Raw genomic sequence first — 23,064 nt, 5'->3', positions numbered from 1 at the left:
CGCGGAACTCACATGCTAACATGCGCTTCGTTGTGAATCTCAGATACAATCAAAAATAACCAGTGCAAACCATTGCCACTTTTAATCTCTTAATGCATTTTACGGACAAAATCTTCTATGCCAACCCCTAATCGACTCGCTCACGAAACTAGCCCGTATTTACAACAACATGCTCATAACCCAGTAGACTGGTACCCCTGGGGAGAAGAAGCAATGGCAATGGCAAAACGTGAAAATAAGCCCATTTTATTATCCATTGGTTACTCTGCTTGCCACTGGTGTCATGTCATGGCGCATGAATCTTTTGAAGATAAAGAAACCGCTCAGTTGATGAATCAATATTTCATCAATATCAAAGTCGATCGTGAAGAACGACCGGATTTAGATAAAATTTATCAAACCACCCATCAAATGCTGACCCAAAGTGCCGGCGGTTGGCCGCTGACTTTATTTTTAGATCCAGTACAACATGCACCATTTTTTTCCGGCACCTATTTTCCAAAAGAGCCGCGCTATCAATTACCGGCATTTAAAGATTTATTACGGCATATTGCCGATATTTATCAACAACAACCCGCAGAAATAACCCGTCACTCTCAAGAACTACTGACCGCTCTGCAACAATCATCGCAAACTGCCACCGCCATGCCAGCTCAATTAAACTTCTCACCTTGGCACCCCGCTGTTCAGCAACTGAATATCAGCTACGATTCAGTCAATGGCGGTTTCGGACAAGCGCCAAAATTTCCAAATCCTAATAACTTGGAATTGTTATTGCAGGATGGATTTAAGGCTAAATTAGAAAATAATGCCGAGAATACTTCTGTAGATAAAGTCATTTATTCCCTAGAGAAAATGGCCAGTGGCGGCATTTATGACCAGCTGGGTGGTGGTTTTTATCGTTACTCTGTAGACACACGGTGGGAAATCCCGCACTTTGAAAAAATGCTCTATGATAACGCGCAAATTTTAGTGCAATATGCCCATGCCAATGCCATCACACCTAAACCTGTATTTAGCAAAATACTAAAGGAAACTACCGCATGGGTGTTACGAGAAATGCAGACACCTCGCGGTGGATTTTACTCCGCCCTGGATGCAGATTCTGAAGGAGTTGAAGGATTGTTTTATTTATGGACGCCAGCGCAGATGAAAACCTTACTCACTGCCGAAGAATACCAGCTGCTCTGCTTGCATTTCAATCTCACGCAAACCGCCAATTTCGAAGGGCGCTGGCATTTGCACATTAACCATTCCATTGAGAAAATTGCGCAAAAAACGCAACAACCGCCAAAAAAAGTCGACCAGACAATTGCTACTGCGCGCGAAAAATTATTTAAGTCACGCACACAAAGAACTCGCCCCGCTTTAGATGATAAAATTCTCACCTCCTGGAATGCCTTGATGATAAAAGGCCTGGTATTGGCTGCAAATCAATTAGTTGAGCCTGAATTATTAGATGTTGCAGAAAATACTTTAAAATTTATCATGACGAATTTGTGGCGCAACCAACGTTTACTTGCAACCTGCAAAGATGGCAAAGCGCATCTACCCGCTTATTTAGATGATTATGCATTTCTAATAGATGCTATCTTGACTTTTTTACAATACCGCTGGGACTCGCAGTATCTGCACTTTGCTCAGCAATTAGCTGAAGTTTTGCTGGCACACTTCGTCGATTCTGAACATGGAGGATTTTTCTTTACCGCTGATGACCATGAGCCACTGATTTACCGACCCAAAATTTACACGGATGATGTTACCCCAGCTGGCAACAGCGTCGCTTGTCAGGTATTGCAACGATTGGGCTGGCTATTGGCTGAACCCCGTTATTTAAATGCTGCCGAGCAAATTCTTTTATCCGCCTGGCAGGATCTGACTGACTACCCTGCCGCACATTCTTCCTTGTTGATTGCACTGCAAGAGTACATAAATCCAGCAGAAATGATTATCCTGTGCGGAAAAACTACAGACATAGCTGCCTGGCGCTATAAGCTGCTGCAAAAATATAACCCCGCACGGATAATACTGGCGATACCTGATGATGCCAAAGCTTTGCCCGCTGCAATTGCCGAGAAAATACCTGAGCAAGGAGTTATAGCTTATCGCTGTAAAGGCTCACAATGTCTATCCCCCATAAGCAATTTCTCAGAATTGGAATAACCCATTAATAGCAGTCATCTGCAGCCTTGTGTATAATGTCTCTGCAGTCAGGAAGCTGCATTCGCTATCTTATACTTGAAGCGAAAGAGCCACAGGAGAATAAAAACATGCCTAAAAAAACCTCATCCGATGACACTGCATCTTACTTCAAAGATACTGCAGAATTTATCGAAAAAAATCAAACATTGCTGAAAGAAGCCATTCTTGAGCAGCACTGGCAAATTAACTATAACTTAAATTTGCTCCTGAATGTCTGGCAGGAATTCAATATCAAGGTATTGGAAAACCCCGATAAAGTACTTACTGCACAGTTAAATTATCTGCAAGATTATTTAACCTTATGCAGCAATTTCACGCAAAATTTTAACCTAACTTCCCAATCCAACCTTTCTACAGATCACAGTGCCGCAAATCCACAATATAGCCATTATCTGTTTAATTTTATTAAAAACAACCACAACCTCTTATCACAACATACCCATTCCTTAGTCCAATCTATCACTAACAATGAAGAAAAACTGCAAGCCCGACTGGCGTTTTTTACTCGACAGTTCATGGAAGCCATATCACCCGCCAATTTTATCGCTACTAACCCCGAAGTGCTGGAAGCTATCCTCACATCCAACGGCGCCAACCTACGCGCAGGATTAAAACAATTTGCCGCTGATATCCAACAAGGCAAAGGCGCCCTGAATATTCAAATGAGTGATCCAGAGTATTTTAAATTGGGAGAAAATATCGCCGCTACACCTGGAAAAGTTATTTACCAAAATGACTTGATGCAACTGATCCAATATAACGCTACCACTGCCAAGGTGCATCAGCGTCCTATATTAATTGTGCCACCGTGGATTAATAAATATTATATCCTCGATCTGCAAACGAAAAATTCATTTGTCAAATGGTTGGTAGACCAAGGGCACACCGTATTTTTGATTTCTTGGGTTAATCCAGGTAGAGAACACAGCAACAAAATTTTTGATGATTATGTAGAAGAAGGACCTGCGACTGCATTGAAAATCATCACCCAAATAACGGGAAAGAACCGCATCAACACTTTAGGATATTGCGTCGGTGGAACTTTACTCGCTTGCCTGGTTGCTAAATATACTGAAGAAAAAAAATGCCCTATTGCCAGCGCAACTTACTTAACAACTTTATTAGATTTTTCTGAATCAGGTGAATTAGGCATATTCATTGATGAGCAGCAAATTGCTCTATTAGAGCAACATATGCAAGAAAAAGGTTATCTAGAAGGTCAAGTCATGGCCTCAGTATTTAGCGCATTGCGCGCTAATGATTTGATCTGGAACAATTTTGTTAATAATTATCTACTGGGGAAAAAACCTGCACCTTTTGATCTTTTATACTGGAACGCTGATTCAACTAACATACCAGAAAAAGTACACAGCTTTTATCTGCGACAGATGTATCTCTATAATAATCTGATTAAACCCAATCAAATGCGCATCAAAGGCACACCATTAGATTTAAGTAAAATCACGATACCGAGTTATTTTTTAGCGGCTAAAAGCGATCACATTGTCCCTTGGCAAGCTTGTTATAATGGCCTTAAATATTATGGCGGCGATAAAAAATTTGTCCTGACGGCTTCCGGGCATGTGGCTGGGGTTATTAATCCACCAGAGAAACAAAAATATAGCTACTGGTTGAATGAAGAATTGCCTGAAGATCCAAAGCAATGGGAACGTGATGCTATACAATACTCAGGATCGTGGTGGACGGACTGGGCACAGTGGTTAAAACTGCAGGCTGGAGCGAAAATTGCAGTGCCTAAAAGACAAGGTGTGTACAAATCAATTGAAGATGCACCAGGAACTTATGTTAAACTACGTGCTTGAGTGCAGTCCACCTGTGCAATCAAATCCTGACCTGAGATATATCAATCTTTAAAAACCACCTCCGGCAACACGACCTTTTCACGGCAAATTTTTTCCACTGGTGCTAATACCAACGCCACGCCTTCTATGACTATTTTTCCATCTTGATTGGTACATTGGCACGCCAATTCCACATGATGTTTGCCCGGAAATTTTTGTGTCACAGTGACTGTTGCGGTAATTGTGTCACCTACACCCACCGGATACAGAAATTTAAGCGACTGGCTTAAATAAATAGCGCCAGGTCCCGGCAACTTAGTGCCTAACACCGTAGAGATTAACGCCCCACCCCACATACCGTGCGCAACAACTTTATGAAATATATGCGTTTTTGCATATTCAACATCAACATGGGCTGGATTAATATCACCTGATACAATGGCAAATAGATGAATATCTTTCTCAGTTAATTGATGCGACACACTAGCCGTATCACCTAACTGAATTTCATCAAAAGTATAATTAATCAGAAAATCATCTTGAGATTGCATTCTTACTCTTTTTCTTTAACCATCTTATCTGCAAACGGTTTTACAGCAGCAGCAACGATCGGATTGATATTCTTGGCACTGTTTTCTAACCACTTGGTAAAATCAGCAAAATTCTCCAAAGCAACATTCAAAGTTCTTTGTGAGCAATTGGCATAGGTGGCACTCATTTCATTGGCAATATCAAATAGGCCTTCAGAACCTTTAGTTGTACCGAGATTCTTTATGTGCTTGGAACTGACATCGATAATGTCATTGAGATTTTCGATAGAGCATTCATTCGCTCTTTTGATGACATTGGCAGTGATTTTGTTGAGTAGGTTGACTTGTTCAAATAGATCTTTGTTACTCATGGCAATATCCTTCCTTATTGAGTTGGGCAAATTATTGTGCATTGCACAATTTAATAGTAGCCCTACCCTGCTGGATTGTCAAGCAACCGCCTATTAGCTTAGGCCTAATGCAGCAATTAAGGAAAATTTGACTAGAGCGCTCCCTTATTGCTCCCTCGCTAAAATTTAACTTACTTTGTTTTCCTGGGTGACGCGTCGCTTTTAGGATTTTCTGGCCCCTCTATAAGTGAATCATCTTTCTTGATTCTTTTTCGAGAACAATTCATATAGGCAAAGCAGCTGACGACCATATTTCCAAAGTTTAAAGTGGTATTTTTTATTCCATCAGCTAAAGCGAATATCATAAAAACTAAACCTGATTTCTCGTTGCTTGTGCTGTTTTCATGCCTTGATTCACCTGTCAAAACAGCCCCAGTCTCAATATCTTCAGAGGGATTTGTGGATAGAGCGCTTTTTGTGTTTTTCGGCATTAATTTTATCGCGACAACTAAGGGGATAATTGCAACCCCTGCGAATCTTAAAATGACATCTTGTCTGTCAAAGATTAAACCACCACCAACAGCACCTGCTGCAATAAAAAAGCTTAAGCCGCACATCATTTTTGCAAGTTCGCATGCACATTTATCACTCTCATTCTCATAACCTGATGACGCTAGGTCATTATCATCGTCGTAATTTCCGAAATCTGTTTGGTTTGCGGTGTTGGCCAGTCCGCTGATACATGCCCCTACAAGGCATATTGCGCAGCTGCCTGATAGTATAACAACCGCCCATGGAATTCCGTTCCAGGGTTCTTCCATGTTAATTGCCAAGTTTCGAGCCGCTACACAAATCACTCCACCAATTGTAGCGAAGATACTCTTTTGTATAGCGCAATTTCTTCGATTTTCTTGAAATGTTTCTCTATCGGGATCTCTGCAAATGGCCCTGAAGACTCCCTCAACACCACATTTTTTTTTCCTCTCGTCTGACATCTCATATCTCTTTAAGTTAATGGACAGTAACCGTTGACCATAGAATAAAATATTAGTCGCCCAGAGTGCTAATTGACAACAGTCCCTAATATTTCTGCGTTTTTTTCAATCAGCGTTTACAAAACAAGCAACTTTGCTTTGGACTTAAACTTCGCATCTTAAGGTGTAATGCGTATGTATTAAATTAATTTCTCAAACAGGTTACAATTGTTTTTTAGTATTTCTAGACGGCTTTTTTTGATCATCTTCATCCGATGTCCACATTTTCTGCTGCAAATTAAAAAACTCCTGCATCCATTCAAACGGTACTTTTGACCACTCTTGAAATAGATCTTGCGGATGTTGGTTCAAACGCTGTTTCTGCTGAATGAAAAAACTCAAGCTCTGTTCGAGGTAACGTGATAACAAACTTTGGGCATTATCGCTGTAACTACGAATTAGATGCTGCAACACTTCCAGGGAAAATACTGGATCTGCACTCTCCTCTTGCTCAGAAATAATCAATAACAAAGTGCTTTTAGTAATATCAGCACCAGTTTTAGCTTCTATGACACGAAAACTGACATTATTCAGGACTAACTGCCTGATTTCCTCCAAGGTAATATAACGGCTTAATTCTGTATCATATAAACGCCGATTGGCGTATTTTTTTATAATTCGGGGGGTGGAATTCATAAGATATTTTCCTGTAAAAGCAATTTCCCCACACCCCCTTCTCCCCTTGTGGGAGAAGGAAGTAGCTATTTATTCAACAATACCCCCACAAGTGCAGAGGAATACAGTGCTTAGCTTAACACCTATGCCTACTCCGACTCAGATGGTGGACCTGCTGCCACTAAATTTAACTTCGGTTCACCACAGTATTTAGCAATGTCATCACGCGTCGCATCACGCAACCGAATGATTTCCTCCCACTGCTGTGAGCTCGGAGAAATTGGCGCGAGAATGGTCACGGTAATTGCTCCATGGCGTGGCAACCAACTGAAATCAGAGCGTAAAATATGTCGTGTCCCTTGAATGGCAATTGGGCAGACCTCTCTACCCGCCTCTACCGCCGCCTTGAACGCGCCCAGCTTGAAAGGCCTCACCCCCTGCGCAGCAGTAAAAGTGCCTTCAGGAAAAATCAAAACTGACCTGCCTTGCTGCAAAGTAGTGACAATGGTTTCTAACTCTGTTGTCCCTTTGACAAAATCACTACGATCCACTGTGATGTAATGGAGCTTTTTAATTAAAGAACCAATAATTGGCGTTTGCAACAATTCACTTTTAGCGACAAATGCAAAATCGATCGGCATCGTTGCAATTAATACCAAAGCATCTAGATAACTGCTATGGTTTGCAACTAGGATGAGAGCTTTGGAATGGGCTAGATTTTGTTGACCAGTCACCTTGGGGCTGCTGCCTATTAACCATAAAAACCCTTTCGCCCAATAACGCACCAATTTGCCGGCAGCAGGGCTGGTTTCCGGTATTATCAAAGTAATTAACCAAGCCGGAATGAGCGTTAACGCTAATACAGAATAACTATACACCCCATAAAGCAACCGCCCCACTTTTTGCAGCAGGTTGCTGATACGTGGCACTAATCCCGCAGCCCCTAATCTGGCAATTTGTCGCCAAGGAGCCACCTTGCGTTGCTCCGCAAAGCCATTACGTAACCAAATTTCCTGACTGCTGGAACGACGTAGTTTACCGCTAGAAGTTTTAGGAATGGCGCCTGGTAGAACCAAAAGTACTACATCAGGCGGCATATCGATTCCCTCCACAATTTTTTCTATAATTCTCCGCTCTATATCCGCTAGCATTGCGGGCTGTTGTTCTCTGGTTTCTGCGACAATAATAATTTTTTCTGTCCCAAGCAAAGGGTCCTTGGCGCCAAATGCCACGACACAACCTTTACGCACGCCAGGCACTTCGCTGGCAATTTCTTCCAGTTCTTGAGGGTAAAAATTACGCCCCCCTTTGATAATGATATCCTTGCGTCTACCGGTTATATACACTTCGCCATCAGCCAAATAAGCAAAATCACCTGAATCCCACCAACCGGCTTGATAAATCGCCTGAGTTTTTTCTGGCGCATTAAAATAACCCTGCATACTGGAAGGACCGCGAAATTGCAATGAACCCTCAACACGCTCAGCCACTGGCATATGTTGTGAATCTACAATACGGATTTCATGACCACAAAGCACTTTGCCACAAGAAGGAAATTGTAACGGTGATAAATCGTCAGCCGTAGCGGGTACAGCCCTATGTTCAGTATCAAAAATTTGGCGATTGATTTTATCGATACGCGCTGGCCGCCCCAAAGGCGGTATGGTCAAACCGACTGAGGATTCAGCAAGGCCATAAACCGGCAGTAAAGTCTGCTCTGATAAACCAAAAGCTTTAAAGCGCGCATTAAACCGGGAAATGGTTTCAGGATTCACTGCTTCTGCGCCATTTAATGCCACCCGCCAACAACTAAGATCTAACCCTTCCAACGCTTCATCAGGAATTCTCCGCACACAAAGCTCGTAAGCAAAATTAGGGGCAGCAGAGATAGTCGCTCGATGTGCATGAATCGCCCAGAGCCAACGTTGCGGTTCTGTCAGAAAAGTTAAGGGTGACAGAATCGTCACCGGCAATCCAAAATATAAACTCCCCAACCATGCCCCGATCAAACCCATATCATGGTACAAGGGTAACCAGCTGACCACCACATCCGTCGGTTTGACTTCCAAAGCCTGGCCAAAAGCGCGGATATTCGACAGTAAATTATAATGTGTTAGCTGCACACCTTTAGGATCTCCGGTACTACCAGACGTATATTGAATTAATGCATTCGCATCTCCTCGTACTGGTACATTAACCGGCTTGCCATGATGGCGCATTAATTCAGCGGCGCTCAACACCTGGGTGAGACTAGGGACAAAGGGTCGTAATAGCTGCACCATATTCTCAATGCGATATCCCGTTATCAGCAATTGCACTTCTGCATTATTAAGAATCACAGCTGCACGTTTGGCATAATCTTCAATGCGATCAAGTCGAAAAGGCGGATACGTAGGCACTGGAACACCACCCGCTAACAACACGCCAAAAAAAGCATAAAAGAATTCACGACTGGTGGGTAGCATCAAAGCGACCCTGCCCCCTTGCACTAAACCATGCTCCAACAAACCTGCGGCTACACCTAAGCTTGCTTCCAGTAACTGACCATAAGTAATAATTTGTTCCTCACCTGATTCCTGCTGTAAATAAATATGCGGACGTTTGGGTTCTACATTGGCGTAACTGAATAAAACTTCTGTCAATGTCACCGCACCGGTCGGCACGATAGCCGCCTGGGTAGTGCTGATGATTGTCTGCTGACGAAACAAATTTTTTTCTGCCGGTTCAGCCTTGGTAATTGCATCGATCAGATCTTTTAATGTGCGTGCATCAAATACTAAACGTTCCGGTAGACGTACGGCGAAATTTTGCTGTAACCGTAGCATTAATTCCACTCGTTCCAAACTACCCAATCCCAGATCTTTATCTAATGCAGCATGGGGATTGACCGCCCGCGCTGCACGGTCATTACCTAACTCCATAGTAAATTCGCGCACGATACCTAAAACTTGGGACTCAATGGTAGTTTTTGAAGATTGAGAAGATTGCATAATACGCTCTGATTGTTTATTGATCTTATAAATGTGGAGAGATTTTATCATACCTAGATAAAATATATGGTAATATCAGCTGCCTAACTTCTCCCCATAAGAAAAAATGACCAGAAAAATTGCAATCTACCCATATGACAGTCACTGGCCTCTATTATTTGCCGCTGAATCTAAAAAGATCAAAAATGCTTTAGGCGACAACTGCATTGCCATTCATCACATCGGCAGCACCTCTATTCCCGGTCTTGCCGCTAAACCGGTGATTGATATGATCCCTGAGGTCAGAGATATTTGCGTAGTTGACCAACACAATGCAGCGATGCAAAGCTTAGGTTATATTCCACAGGGTGAAAATGGTATACCCTTCCGCCGTTTTTTCCAAAAAACCGATGACACCACCTGCAACGTGCACGTATTTGCCAGCGGCAATCCAGAAATTACACGTCATATTTTATTTCGTGATTATCTACGCACTCATCATAAAGAGCGGGATGTTTACGCCGACTTAAAGCAACAATTAGCCCAACAATTTCCACATGATATTGACAGTTACATTAGCGGTAAACAAGGCTTCATCGAAGACATCGTGCAGCAGGCCGGTTTTAACGATTACCGTTTAATCATACCACGCTCGATACGCGAGCTAGCGTATTTTCACCGCATCAACAGACAACTCGACCCAACATTCACTCTCACCAATCATTATCATTTCTTATTTATCAAAGGTAGTAATGCCATTGGCACAGCACATATTGAATTGCTAGAAGCTAATCAATGTGTCATACGCAACATCACAATTGATCCAATGGAGCAATACCAAAGCGAAGGACTTAAATTATTAAAACTGCTAGAAAAATGGATTTTTGAGAAAAATTATTCTCTACTGGAAACCTTCGAGATTTAATGACTACAGAAACGTTAAAAATTTTCACACAATTAGCCGGTAACTGGCATTTCCACCGCACATTATCAACTGCCGGCTCCGTCACCGGCAATGCCCACTTTGAATTAGTAGCGCCCAATATTTTGCACTACAAAGAGCACGGCGTGTTCACTACTGATACTCAAAAAACTTATCAAGTATCTCGGGAATATGGTTATTGCTATGATGCAACTCAAGATAAAGTGGCTGTATATTTTTTATGCGCGAACCAGCTGGATTATTTGTTTCATGAGTTGAATTTTACCTCTGAAAAGGATGACCTGTTAACAGCAACCGGCATTCATGTCTGTCGTGAAGATAGATATTCTGCACTTTATGAATTTGTTCACGCAAATGAGTTTAATATTACTTACCACGTTATGGGACCAAGAAAAAATTATGTTTCCACGACAGTATTCAAAAGAAATTAATGCATGTAAAAACATATTAGCATCTTGTTTATTTTTAAAAAATTTATCAACTCACTTTAGACATTCAAACGCATACAGAAATATATGCATTCATTAGCACAGTAAAAATTGTGATTAAACTGACAAACTGCATAGCTTTATTCCTACGGAAATTCTCCATGATACTTTTCTCAAAAAAATACATCCTCGCGGGCTCCATCGGCACCCTGATCGAATGGGCAGAATTTTGTTTCTACGGCTACATGGTTGTGCAATTTTCTCACCTGTTCTTTCCCATGCTAACAGCCAATGCCAGTATCATTGCTGGATTTGGGACTTTTGCCATGAGTTATATTGCAAGGCCGCTGGGTAGTATTATCTTTGGACATATTGGCGACAAGCTAGGAAGACAAAAAAGTTTTTCTGCTTCGATTTTGTTAATGAGCATTGCCACCTTGGGTATTGGCTTGTTGCCAACCTATGCCAGCATTGGCATCTTGGCGCCTATACTATTAATCAGCATGCGCTTTTTACAGGGTCTGGCTGTCGCGGGTGAGTATCCCAGCGCCAGTGTATTTATTATCGAAAATAATCCGCTGGCACCTTGGTTTTCATCCAGCTGGGTTGCAACTGCTTCTGCGGCGGGTATGCTGCTTGGCGGAGCTGCAGCCGCTATCGTAAGTCTCTCCTCTATGCCTGTTTGGGCTTGGCGTGTGCCATTTTGTCTAGGATTTTTTGCCTGCGTACTGGCCTTTTATATTCGCCGCCATTTGGCAGAGTCACCCGCTTACCAACAGTTGCTGCAAAGCCATAAAGTAGAAGCCATACCTATCAAAACGGTATTAAAATACTATCAAAAACCCCTGCTGCAAACTGCTGCTATTGGTGCGTTTGTCGGTATCTTTGTTTATACCTGTAACGTTTGGTGGATTACCTTTGTGATTGAAAAAGGCTATTTTAGCGAATTTCAGGCACGAACGCTGGCAACTATTACGATGTGCTGTGTGACGATAGCGACACCGCTGATGGGTATGCTTGCACAAAAATGGCAGGGTCGACGGCTGATGATATTGGGATTGGTGGGCGATATCATGGTAGTGCCTTTGTTGTTTTTAATTAGTGCAACGCAGTCATTCTGGGCTATGTGTCTGATGGGTTTATTTTATGGGCTATGCCATGCTGCGTTTACAGCACCGATGTTTAAATATTTTGCAGATATTTTTCCTATCCAAGTACGTTACTCAGGGCAAGCCTTTGGTTGGAATATAGCGGTGGCTATTTTTGGCAGCAGCGCACCTTTGCTAGCGCAAATGTTAGCGCGAAATGATTTAGTGTGGGTATTGGTAAGTTATGTGGTTATGTTTGGCTTGATTGCTTTAGGTCTTAATGGGAAAACTCGAGGCAGTATTATACCTTCTATACAGCGACTGCCATCCTGAGCGTGAGCAAAGGATGGCAGTCATAAAAAAACTATTTCTCTAAAGTCGCACCTTTGACCTGACCCTTCACTTCGGATGAACCGCCTCTAATCACCACCGTTCCTTTACCAGATTCAAAGTTGATATTACCTTGTACTGTCGAACCTTTCAGATAAAGTGTTTGCTTTTTATCATTGTCTTTAACTATTACATTGCCAGTCACCACCACATTGTCTAAGTTAATTTCTTCCGCATTGACGGTTAAATTTCCAAAATGACTTTGTGCTGCATCCAATGGACCAATAACCTCTGTATCTCCAGAAACAAAAAGGCCTTTGACTTTCACAGGCCCGGTCACATCTAATTTACCTGTTTGCACTTGGCTGGCATCAAAAGGACCTGTGACTTTTAGCTCGCCAAAACGACCGTTAGTACTACTCGTCACGGGCCCAGTAAATTCCGCTCCCCCTGCAACCTCCAGATCTTTAAACTGTACTGGTCCTGTCACCACCACGGAATCGGCTTTCACTTGATTTAAATTAGCAGGCCCATAAACCGTCACTGCATCCAGATTTGACTTAGATAAATGTGTGGGTCCGTAATAATCAACAGCCTGGGCTACACCGGCAACTAACATGCTAACAGCTAAAACTCCAAAAATTTTTTTCATTGTCTTTCTCCAGAGTAGTATTCATATAAATGATAAGGTTCGACTGTGCGCTCATCAGTGCCTATGCGGCGCCAGCCTAATTTTTCATAGTAGCGACAAGCACGCATATTTCCGATATGCACCTTTAGGGTCAATGGTTGCGGGAAGCATTCTAGCGCCTTTTTTAATAATTTTGTACCAATACCATGTCCTTGCCATTCCGATGCAATAAACAAGTTATGGATAAAACTGGTTTTAGCATAAACCGATATAAACCCAGCTATTTCAGGTATGGCATGGGCATTTTTTACTTCTGCAACCCATACTTCTTCCCCGGCAACTGATTCGTGATAATCATAGAATTTAAATTTCTCTGGCTTTTCCCAAGTAAATATTTGCTGGCGGACTGATTGATAGAGTTTTGCCAAGTTAGGTGTATCTTCAGGAATTGCCTGTCTAATGATTAACCTATGATAAACTCTTGAAAAATCTTTTTTGGAGAACCGCATGTACACTGACCTTCGCAGCAAATCAAAAAAAGCAGGATTACCTCCAGGAACTCCGGTTTACACTGGGAAGTACCAAAACGTAACCTCCAGCATTACCACTCTCTCCTTCTCAACCCAAGAGGTCAAAGAAACGCAAGGCACCGATATAAAGGCTTGTTTATCGCCTACAACCGACCTCACCACTTGGGTACAAGTCACCGGTCTAAATAATGCCGAATTGATTGAACAAATAGCCCAAACCTATCAATTGCATCCATTGACCGTCGAAGATATTCTCAATGTTGAGCAACGCTGTAAAGTTGAAGAGTTTGATAACTATTTTTTTATCACTCTGAAACTACTTGCCTGGGATTCCACGCTGCATACTGTCTCTGTAGAGCAATTAAGTCTAGTGTTTGGCAGCAATTTTGTATTATCGTTTCAGGAACATGAAACCCGCTTGTTTGATAATATCCGCACCCGCTTACACGGCAACCCTACCCAGCGTCTACGCCAACACGGCAGTGATTATTTAGTTTATCGTCTGATGGATGCGGTTATCGATCAATATTTTGTCGTGCTAGAAACCATCAGCGATCAGATTGAAAGCATAGAAGAGCGGATTATTGTTAATCCCTCTACTAAGAATTCGCGCGTGCTTTATCGTCTAAAACGTCAGGTACTCATGCTACGTAAAGCTATCTGGCCTATGCGAGAAGCCATCAGCCGCTTGCTGCAGATAGATAGCGCTGTGATCACGCCATTTACGCATTTATATCTGCGCGATGTCTATGACCATACCGTACAGGCTGTCGATACGGTTGAAACCTTCCGCGATATGTTATCCAGCATTTTGGATATGTATTTATCTAGCTTAACTAACCGCATGAATGAAATAATGAAAGTGTTGACCATTATCGCCACTATTTTCATTCCCGTCACTTTTATCGCCAGTATCTACGGCATGAATTTCGTTAATATGCCAGAACTGCACTGGCGATTTGGTTATCCGGCGACTTTAATCGTCATGCTGGTCATAATCATCACTATGCTCGTTTATTTTAAGAAGAACCGTTGGTTATGAATACCATAACCTATTGTTTTTGCAAATTAAGCCAATGCTGTTATCATACGCTCGATCAGGGTATTTTCTAAACATTTCTTAAGGATTTTTACTCACCAGGAGGGTTTTCAATGAATCTATCAGTCCAATTGAATCAAAGCCGTGGCTGGTTATTTGCCTATGGCATTCTCTTAATTATCTTAGGCATTATAGCCATCAGTGTCGCAGCACTCACCACACTAATTTCAGTTGTATTTTTAGGGATATTACTGCTGCTGGGCGGCATCTTTGCCCTGTATGATACGTTCAAATCCTGGCGCCACAAACCGGGTTCGTTTATTTTACATTTAATTCTTGCGTTGTTATTTATCGCCGCCGGTATCATGCTGATTGAAAAGCCGATCTTAGGCGCTATATCCTTAACACTATTATTGGCGGTTTTCTATATAGTTGTCGGTATTTTCCGTATCATTACCGCACTGTCGTTAAATATAGCCTTTAAAGGTTGGCATATCGTCAGTGGCATTATTGCGTTGGTACTGGGAATTCTGATTTTGGCTCATCTGCCAGCATCTAGCTTACTGATTATTGGATTGTTTATTGGGATTGACCTGATATTTAGTGGTTTGGGATATTTTTTACTGGCTCTGGCTAATAAAAACCGTGGCTTAGCTGCATAATAACGGAATATACCTTTGCCCTTCTCCCCTTGTGGGAGAAGGTGTCCAAAGGGCGGATGAGGGGTGAGTTTGGATTAACTTTAAGCAGTAAATGCCACTGCAAGCTTACCCCTCATCCGCCCTAACGGGCACCTTCTCCCACAAGGGGAGAAGGGAAATAGCTAAGGCCATGAGAAGGAAAAAAATTAAGACTCCCAAATAGCCACCGCTCGCGTCCACCCTGCTGACGCCGCTTTGATTTTTACCGGAAAACAAGACACAGTAAATCCCGTTGCCGGCAAGCTTTCCAGATTATGTAATTTTTCTAAATGACAATAACTAATTTCACGTCCCGCTTTATGTCCTTCCCAAATTAACCCGGCATCTTGAGTCGCCAAGTATTTTTCTCTGGTATGTACAAAAGGTGCATCCCAACTCCAGCCATCAATGCCGGTGATTTTCACTCCCTGTTCCAAAATATAAAGCGTCGCCTCTCGCCCCATCCCACAACCTGCACTAACATAATCATCATGACCATAACGACTGCCCGCACGGGTATTAATCAATACAATCTCTAACGGCTTTAACACATGCGAAATACGCTTTAACTCAGCAATCACATCATCTCGCGTAACAACATAACCATCCGCAAAATGCCGAAAATCCAACTTTACACCCGGTTGAAAGCACCACTCCAACGGCACTTCATCAATCGCAATCGCCGGTTTATCTTTATCCATAACCGTGGCAAAATGGTAAGGTGCATCCAGGTGAGTCCCATTATGTGTAATTAAATTAACACGCTCATAAGCCCAACCCTCACCTTCAGGTAAATCGTTTTTATCAAGTCCCGGAAAAAAATTCATCAACTCATGAACCGTCTGTTGATGAGAAAAATATTCAACCTGCGGTTCATAACCCGCAGGATCAGATTTGACGTTATTCTCAATAGGAATTGATAAATCAATAAATTTTTTTGGCATGACAATATTCCTTATCAAGTAAAAAACAAAGTAAGGTCACAAGAAACCCTCTATGAGTACATCAAATTATACTGACAACCCACCGCCTCAGCTACTCACGCTAGGAAATGGTAATGGCAATGACACACGCCGCATCGCCATTCGCGCTCGCAGCGGTGCTAGCCCTGGCTTATTCTGGCTAGGTGGTTTCATGTCAGATATGCAAGGTACTAAAGCTGCCGCCATAGATCATTTTGCTAAAAACCAAAACCGCGCCTGCGTTCGCTTTGATTATTCAGGCCATGGCGAATCCACTGGCGAATTTAAAGAGGGTACTATCGGACGCTGGCTAGAAGAAAGCCTAGCAGTATTTGAAACCTATTGTGAAGGTCCGCAAGTAGTCATTGGTTCTTCTATGGGAGGCTGGCTGGCTTTATTACTGGCAAAAGCTTTGCGCCAACGCCAACCTGCCAAACAATCCATTGCCGGCTTAGTATTGATCGCCCCTGCCGTCGATTTTACTGAAGTACTGATATCACAAAAACTACCAGAAGAAATGCGACAGGAGATCGAACAACAAGGTTTTCTGCTACAACCCTCAGAATACTCGGAACAACCTTACTGCATCACACGACAACTCTTAGAAGAAGGCCGCAATCACCTGCTACTAGGCCAAACCATAGAAACTACTTGTCCCGTACGTATCATTCAAGGCATGGAAGATGTCGACGTGCCCTGGACACATGTCAGTGAATTACTACCCGCATTTTCCGGAGGCGATGTTGTGCTGACACTCATCAAAGATGGGGATCATAGACTAGCACGACCGCAGGATATCAACCGGTTACTGACGGTGGTTCAAGAATTCACTGCTCACCCCTTTGAAAAAAGGGGTGACACATGTAGTAAATGTGGCTTTAAAGTAAGGCTAAAGTAGCGGCGAGGGGCTCATCAGACCGTCGGGTTCAAGGATGAACCCGTCGAGCGTACACGGACGTATTCACAGCGTGTCTGATGAGCCCCTCCCCGCTACTTTCGCCGATAAGCGGCACAATCACCTTCTATTCCGGCAACACCTTCCCCTCTGCATATTCCTCACGCTTTTCCTCCGCCACAAACATATACATCGCCGGCACTACAAATAACGTAAATAAAGTACCAATTGCAATCCCAGTTGAAATAACCAACCCAATATTAAAACGACTGACCGCCCCCGCTCCCGTAGCCGTCAACAACGGCACCACCCCCAACACCATCGCCGCCGTCGTCATTAAAATGGGTCGCAAACGAATTGTTGCCGCCATTTCCACTGCTTCACGCTTAGGCATACCTTGCTTCTGCAAATCATTCGCAAACTGCACAATCAAAATACCATGCTTACTAATCAACCCAATCAGTGTCACCAAACCCACTTCCGTATAAATATTCAAACTCACCCCACCAACGCCCAAACTCACAAAAATCATCGCCCCACAAATCGACATAGGCACACTAATCATCACAATCAACGGATCGCGAAAACTCTCAAACAACGCCGCCAAAGCTAAAAAAATAATCACCAAAGCAAAGAAAAACGTCACAATCAAAGCATTCGTTTCCTGCTTAAACTGCCGCGACTGTCCCGCATAATCAATTGTGTAACCTTGTGGTAACACTTTACTGGCAATCGCCCTCAAAGTATCCAACGCTTGCCCTTGTGTCACACCCGGCATAGGCACCGCTGACAAAGTGGCCGAATTCAACTGCTGAAAATGATTCAAGGTTTCAGGAACCACGGCATTTTTTAAACTCACAACCGTCGATAAAGGCACCGCAGTTCCATCTTGGGCGGTAATATAATAATTACGCAATTGATCGTAATTGATACGTTCTGCACGTCTCACCTGCGGAATCACCCGATAGGAACGCCCCTGCAAGGTAAAGTAATTAACATAATTTTCACTGAGATTGGATGACAATACATTCCCGATATCTTGCATGGTTAATCCCAGCTCAGATGCCTTATCACGATCAATCACAATGGTCGGTTGTGATTTATCAATTTTAAGATCACTATCCACATACAAAAACAAACCACTACTTTGTGCCTGCTGCATAATCGTTTGAGCGACCTCATTCAATGCACCAAAGGGTTCAGTCGTCTGTATCACAAATTGCACCGGCAGACCTCTTCCCCCACCTGGCAGAGGTGGGGGCTGAAAAGCCGCGCCCTTAATTCCAGAGATACCATCTAACATATGCTGCACGATCGGCGTTAATGTCATTGCCGTGCGTTTGCGCAAATCCCAAGGCTTTAGCCCATCACCGACAATACTACTGTTTAAACCTGAAATACCGTCTAAAGAAAATACATGGTCGGTTTCAGGTAGGCGCATAAAACCTTTGGCAACTTGCTGTGAAAACAATTCAGTCTGCCCCAAAGATGCATTCGGCGCTGCCGTCAACTGCGTAATAATAATCCCCTGGTCTTCAATGGGCGCTAATTCAGATTTAGACGTAAAATATAACCAAACAATACTCGTCAAAATAATCACTGCAAATACTGCCGTCACCGGCAAATAATCCAATGATATGGTTAATACCCGATGATAATTAACCCGCAAACGCTCAAAAGTTCGATTAATTAAGGCGGCAAAACCTTTACCGTCTTCATGATTTTTTGGAGGTTTAAGCAACAGCGAACACATCATAGGCGATAGCGTTAAGGCAATAATCGCAGAAACCGCTACAGCACCCGCCAAAGTAAAAGCAAACTCGGTAAATAACGCACCGGTTAATCCTCCCATAAATCCAATCGGGATATACACAGCAATTAACACCACTGAAATGGCGATAATTGGATTTGCCAACTCGCGTGCACCTGCAATAGCTGCTGCCATTGGTGTCATACCTTGTTCCAGATGACGTTCAATATTTTCGACTACGATAATGGCATCATCTACCACCAAACCAATCGCCAACACTAGCGCCAACAACGTCAATAAATTGATGGAATAACCCAACAGAAACATGATAAAAAAAGCGCCAATCAAAGACAAAGGCATGGCAATGGCTGGAACGATCACTGAACGCACACTGCCTAAAAATAAGAAGATCACTACCGTAACAATGAGCAATGCCTCAGTTAATGAAAAAATCACTTCATGAATAGAACTGTTCACATAGCGTGACGCATCATAAACAATTCTAGCCTGCAATCCTTGAGGTAACTGCTGGCTGATTTCTGGGAAAGCCTTTCTAACAGACTGAATCACCGATAATAAATTGGCTTTAGGTGCAACTTGAATGCCAATATAGACGGCAGGTTGGTCATCAAAACGCACAGAGGTATTATAATCTGAAGAGCCCAATGTCACTTTCGCCACATCACGGAGGCGCACAATTGAGCCATTTTTCGACTTAAGAATCAGATTGCGAAATTCATCGACGCTATGCAATCCAGTAGTTGATGCCAGATTGACGGTAATCATATCACCATCGGTACGCCCTGCTGCTGAAATAAAATCATTCGCGGCTAATGCATTGCTGACATCGGCGGCCGTGATCCCGTAAGCGGCTACTTTAATCGGATCCAACCAAGCGCGCAGTGCGAACTGACGCTCACCAATAATTTCCGCCTGTTGCACGCCATTGATTGCTTGTAACTTTGGTTGCACGACACGCAGCAGATAATCAGTCACTTTATTATTTGGCAGGACTTTGCTGTAAAAGCCCATATACATAGAATCAATGGTTTCACCTACTGCTACAGTGATAACCGGTAATTGCGCTTCTTTAGGCAATTGATTTAATACCGCATTGACTTTGGTATTAATGTCGCTCAATGCGCGATTGGAATCGTAATTCAGTTGTAAATTAACTTGTATAACACTGGAATTTTGATAACTGGAAGAGGTCATATAATCAATGCCATTGGCTTGCGCAATGGAATTTTCTAATGGTGTAGTGATGAAGCCGGCCATCACATCAGGATCTGCACCATAATAAAGTGTCGTTACCGTCACAACCGCATTTTCAGTGTAGGGAAATTGCCGGATGGGTAATAATCCGAAAGAACGCAGGCCAAGTACTAAAATCAGCAAGCTCACAACCGTGGCTAGTACTGGACGTTGAATGAAAATATCAGTAATCCGTTTCATGTGAGATTATTTTTCCTAAAATAAAATGTACCTTATTCCTTCTCCCCTTGTCAGAGAAGGAATAAAGTTAGGGCTATAAGAGAAAAACTCACAACCTATTCTTCCACCGTCCGCGGCGCAGGATTATTACTCGGCTGAATTTGATTATTGATGGCGACTCGACTGCCATTTCTCAGCTTAAGCTGTCCTGAAGTTACTATCCAATCCCCAGGTTGCAAACCATTTAAAACAGCAACCTGATCACCCCGCGTCTCGCCGACGGTAATAAATTGTTGCTGCACTGTCAGTTCTTCTGACTTTTTAGCTTTAATATTTTTGCCTTTAATCACATACACCAATTCCCCATAAGGGTTAAAACTCACCGCGCTTTGCGGCAAGGTAAGAAATTGCTGTTTCGCACCTGCCACCACATTGACGGTGCCAAACATGCCAGGTAACAATTTATAATGCGGATTGTTAAATGTAGCTTCCACTTGAACATTACGCGTTGCTGTATCCACTTCAGGATTAATCGTTGTGACTTTGCCAGTAAACTCCTGTCCAGGATAAGTATCAGTCGTCAGATGCACCACTTGACCAATTCCAACCTGAACGAGTTGCTGCTGTGGTAAATAAAAATCCACATAAATGGGGTCTAGAGATTGTAGCGTTACCACTTTGTCTCCTGGATTTAGATATTGACCCGGATTAACCAAATTAATTCCTAAACGCCCAGCAAAAGGTGCACGTAACAATTTTTTATCAATCGTTGCTTCTTGTTCTGTCACTTGCGCTGCTAAGCTTTTTAAATTAGCCGTATCGCTATCTAAAGTCGCTTTGCTAACTGCTGAAATCGCATATTGCGCTTTATCACGTTTATAAACTGTTTCGGCCAAAACTTCATTGGCTTGTAGCGAATGCAACTGCGCCACATCAGTATCGATGTTCAACTCCACCAATAAGTCACCGGCTTTGACATCCGCTCCTGGGATAAAAAGGATACTTCGCACCATGCCAGCCAGCTCAGTAGTCACATCTACCCCACGCACCGCCCGTAAACTGCCGCTGGCTCTGATGTAAGGCTGCCATTTTTGATATTGCACTTGCATTGCCGATACGGTCACAACTGGTGATTTGCCAGCCGCCATAAATTTAGCGGTCATGTGACTTTGAAATGCCTTGTAGACAAAAATAAGACTGAATATGACCAATACGCAAATCAGCATTTTAATCATGGCTTTTTTGGTAGAGCCTTGCATGGGTATCTCCTTGTTGAATCAATCTCTTACAGCCCTAACCTTTTTCCTTCTCCCGTCTGTGACCGAAGGGAATCCCCTTGTGGGATGGGAGAAGGGAAAAAGTCAAGGCTGTAAGAGAAACTAAGTTGCCACAGCCCCAGGATTATTCCACCACCCCCCACCCAATGCCTGAAACAAAGCCGCCGTATCAGTAAACCGTTGCGCTTCTGCTTGCACCCTGGCAATGCGTGTCTGTTGATATTGAATTTCAGCGTTGAGCAATGATAAATAATTCACCGCACCTAATTTAAATTGCTGACGAGTTAAACGTAAGGTACCACGAGCTGATGACTCAGCTTGGGTTTGTGCGCGTAAAGCTATCGCGTCATATTGCAATGCTCGTAAAGCGTCTGCCACATTTTGAAAAGCTTGCAACACCGTCTCACGATATTGCGCCGCCGCCTGTTGGTAGGCATCAATCGCAGCACGACGTTTTGCCAGCAAAGCACCGCCATTGAAGATAGTCTGCATCACCTGACCTTCGATATCCCAAATTTCACTACTGTGCTTAAATAAATCTTTGAGCTGATTGGCCGTGGCGCCATAGTAGCCATTTAGCGTAAATTGCGGTAATAAATTGGCGGTCGCCACGCCAATTTGGGCGCTGGCCGCATGCATTAGGGCTTCAGCCGCACGCACATCCGGTCTTTGTGCCACTAAGCGCGACGGTAAACTAATAGGTAAATGCGTAGGCAACTTTAGCTGCGACAAATCAAATACCGGCAATTGATCGTCACTCGGTAGTCTGCCAACCAACACTGCCAACGCATGGCGTGTTTGCGCTAAACTTTTTTCTAGCGGCGGCAAGGTTGCATAGGTTTGTGCCAACAATGTTTGCTGTGCTAACACATCCGTTCTTGCCACACCACCTAACTGAAATTGCCCGTTGATGATACGTAAAGATTCTTCTTGAGATTGGATTAATTCATACGTTGCGCTGATTTGGGCGCGCAATTGCGCTTGGGCAATGGCGGTGGTGACAATATTAGCTGTCAAGGAAAGATAAGTCGCCGCCAACTCAAAACGTTCATAATCTTCTTGCGCCCCCAGTGCTTCAATCTGTCGGCGGATGCCGCCAAACACATCCAGGGTATAAGAAACATTGACCTGAGCATTGTACAAATTAAATAGATTAGTGCCCGGTTGACCAAAGGTATTGCCAGAAAATTGTTCGCGCTGGGCGTTAAATTGCCCGGTGATTAAGGGAAATAGACCAGCGCCAATACCTGCCCAAAGATTATCATGCGCCTCACGCAATGCGGCTTGTGCGGCAGCAAGATTTGGACTGTTAGCCAGCCCCTGCTGAATTAACTCGTTTAAATCCTCTGATTGAAACAATGCCCACCACTGTGCGGGAATATCTTTATACATTTCAAATTGTTGCGCGGCGCCTCCTTGACCTTTAACGCTTGCAGTTTTCTTAGGCAGAGGGGAGGCAGTATAAGATGGAGTGGCGGGCGATGCTGGGCGATGAAAATTAGGACCAACCGCACAGCTAACTAATGCCAAAGATGAAATGGTGAATATAGCGATTCTAAAAGATAACATTCCTTG

Annotated in this window: 19 protein-coding genes; 8 read left to right on the top strand and 11 right to left on the bottom strand. The window is 43.1% G+C overall.

The window, feature by feature from the left end:
* The first annotated feature begins 117 nt into the window (after positions 1-117).
* Complete coding sequence (locus VHE99_07385) at positions 118-2,163, top strand: thioredoxin domain-containing protein (protein ID HVV68834.1); 2,046 nt, start codon at positions 118-120, stop codon at positions 2,161-2,163.
* 107 nt (positions 2,164-2,270) lie between these two features.
* On the top strand, positions 2,271-4,025 hold the full coding sequence (gene phaC, locus VHE99_07380) for a class I poly(R)-hydroxyalkanoic acid synthase (protein ID HVV68833.1): 1,755 nt from the start codon (positions 2,271-2,273) through the stop codon (positions 4,023-4,025).
* A gap of 41 nt (positions 4,026-4,066) precedes the next feature.
* Here the strand turns inward: phaC and VHE99_07375 are convergent, their stop codons facing one another.
* From VHE99_07375 to VHE99_07355, 5 genes are all read right to left on the bottom strand, one after another.
* Positions 4,067-4,555, bottom strand: a complete 489-nt coding sequence (locus VHE99_07375) for a MaoC/PaaZ C-terminal domain-containing protein (GenBank protein HVV68832.1) — start codon at positions 4,553-4,555, stop codon at positions 4,067-4,069.
* A gap of 2 nt (positions 4,556-4,557) precedes the next feature.
* Positions 4,558-4,905, bottom strand: coding sequence for a hypothetical protein (locus VHE99_07370; protein ID HVV68831.1), 348 nt, complete (start codon positions 4,903-4,905; stop codon positions 4,558-4,560).
* 170 nt (positions 4,906-5,075) lie between these two features.
* On the bottom strand, positions 5,076-5,879 hold the full coding sequence (locus VHE99_07365) for a hypothetical protein (GenBank protein HVV68830.1): 804 nt from the start codon (positions 5,877-5,879) through the stop codon (positions 5,076-5,078).
* A gap of 201 nt (positions 5,880-6,080) precedes the next feature.
* Complete coding sequence (phaR, locus tag VHE99_07360; GenBank protein HVV68829.1) at positions 6,081-6,554, bottom strand: polyhydroxyalkanoate synthesis repressor PhaR; 474 nt, start codon at positions 6,552-6,554, stop codon at positions 6,081-6,083.
* A gap of 128 nt (positions 6,555-6,682) precedes the next feature.
* On the bottom strand, positions 6,683-9,523 hold the full coding sequence (locus VHE99_07355; GenBank protein HVV68828.1) for a 1-acylglycerol-3-phosphate O-acyltransferase: 2,841 nt from the start codon (positions 9,521-9,523) through the stop codon (positions 6,683-6,685).
* A 106-nt stretch (positions 9,524-9,629) separates the two neighbouring features.
* Here VHE99_07355 and VHE99_07350 point away from each other — a divergent pair, with 106 nt between their 5' ends.
* From VHE99_07350 to VHE99_07340, 3 genes are all read left to right on the top strand, one after another.
* The gene (locus tag VHE99_07350) at positions 9,630-10,427 is read left to right on the top strand and encodes a GrpB family protein (protein ID HVV68827.1); all 798 of its coding nucleotides are present in this window, start codon (positions 9,630-9,632) and stop codon (positions 10,425-10,427) included.
* Positions 10,427-10,876 carry a DUF6314 family protein gene (locus VHE99_07345; protein ID HVV68826.1) on the top strand — a complete coding sequence of 150 codons (450 nt, stop codon included), beginning with the start codon at positions 10,427-10,429 and terminating at the stop codon, positions 10,874-10,876. The genes VHE99_07350 and VHE99_07345 overlap by 1 nt, the downstream gene beginning before the upstream one ends.
* 158 nt (positions 10,877-11,034) lie before the next feature.
* A complete protein-coding gene (locus VHE99_07340; protein ID HVV68825.1) occupies positions 11,035-12,294 on the top strand; it encodes an MFS transporter in 1,260 nt (419 codons plus the stop codon).
* A gap of 31 nt (positions 12,295-12,325) precedes the next feature.
* Here VHE99_07340 and VHE99_07335 read toward each other — a convergent pair whose 3' ends face one another.
* Entirely contained in the window at positions 12,326-12,943 is a 618-nt protein-coding gene (locus VHE99_07335; GenBank protein ID HVV68824.1) for a hypothetical protein, read from the bottom strand.
* A complete protein-coding gene (locus VHE99_07330; protein HVV68823.1) occupies positions 12,940-13,431 on the bottom strand; it encodes a GNAT family N-acetyltransferase in 492 nt (163 codons plus the stop codon). Before VHE99_07330 ends, VHE99_07335 begins: the two co-directional genes overlap by 4 nt.
* On the opposite strand from VHE99_07330, the gene corA reads away from it, so the two are divergent.
* Positions 13,430-14,494, top strand: a complete 1,065-nt coding sequence (gene corA / locus VHE99_07325; GenBank protein HVV68822.1) for a magnesium/cobalt transporter CorA — start codon at positions 13,430-13,432, stop codon at positions 14,492-14,494. The genes VHE99_07330 and corA overlap by 2 nt on opposite strands.
* A gap of 110 nt (positions 14,495-14,604) precedes the next feature.
* Positions 14,605-15,153: a DUF308 domain-containing protein gene (locus VHE99_07320; GenBank protein ID HVV68821.1), complete on the top strand. Its 549-nt coding sequence runs from the start codon at positions 14,605-14,607 to the stop codon at positions 15,151-15,153.
* 185 nt (positions 15,154-15,338) lie between these two features.
* Here the strand turns inward: VHE99_07320 and VHE99_07315 are convergent, their stop codons facing one another.
* Positions 15,339-16,115, bottom strand: a complete 777-nt coding sequence (locus tag VHE99_07315) for a cyclase family protein (GenBank protein HVV68820.1) — start codon at positions 16,113-16,115, stop codon at positions 15,339-15,341.
* A 52-nt stretch (positions 16,116-16,167) separates the two neighbouring features.
* Between VHE99_07315 and VHE99_07310 the strand changes: the two genes are divergently transcribed.
* On the top strand, positions 16,168-17,031 hold the full coding sequence (locus tag VHE99_07310) for an alpha/beta hydrolase (protein HVV68819.1): 864 nt from the start codon (positions 16,168-16,170) through the stop codon (positions 17,029-17,031).
* A 124-nt stretch (positions 17,032-17,155) separates the two neighbouring features.
* On the opposite strand, the gene VHE99_07305 is transcribed toward VHE99_07310, so the two are convergent.
* The 3 genes from VHE99_07305 to VHE99_07295 all read right to left on the bottom strand — a co-directional run bounded on the left by VHE99_07305 (position 17,156) and on the right by VHE99_07295 (position 23,058).
* On the bottom strand, positions 17,156-20,233 hold the full coding sequence (locus tag VHE99_07305; protein ID HVV68818.1) for an efflux RND transporter permease subunit: 3,078 nt from the start codon (positions 20,231-20,233) through the stop codon (positions 17,156-17,158).
* A 95-nt stretch (positions 20,234-20,328) separates the two neighbouring features.
* The gene (locus VHE99_07300; protein ID HVV68817.1) at positions 20,329-21,471 is read right to left on the bottom strand and encodes an efflux RND transporter periplasmic adaptor subunit; all 1,143 of its coding nucleotides are present in this window, start codon (positions 21,469-21,471) and stop codon (positions 20,329-20,331) included.
* A gap of 120 nt (positions 21,472-21,591) precedes the next feature.
* On the bottom strand, positions 21,592-23,058 hold the full coding sequence (locus VHE99_07295; protein HVV68816.1) for an efflux transporter outer membrane subunit: 1,467 nt from the start codon (positions 23,056-23,058) through the stop codon (positions 21,592-21,594).
* Positions 23,059-23,064 lie beyond the last annotated feature (6 nt).

It is taken from the genome of Gammaproteobacteria bacterium (genome assembly GCA_035546635.1).
In the GTDB taxonomy this organism is placed as follows: Bacteria; Pseudomonadota; Gammaproteobacteria; order JAURND01; family JAURND01; genus DASZWJ01.
The sequence above is the reverse complement of the archived record's forward strand: the minus strand, read 5'-3'. Positions and strand labels throughout refer to the sequence as shown.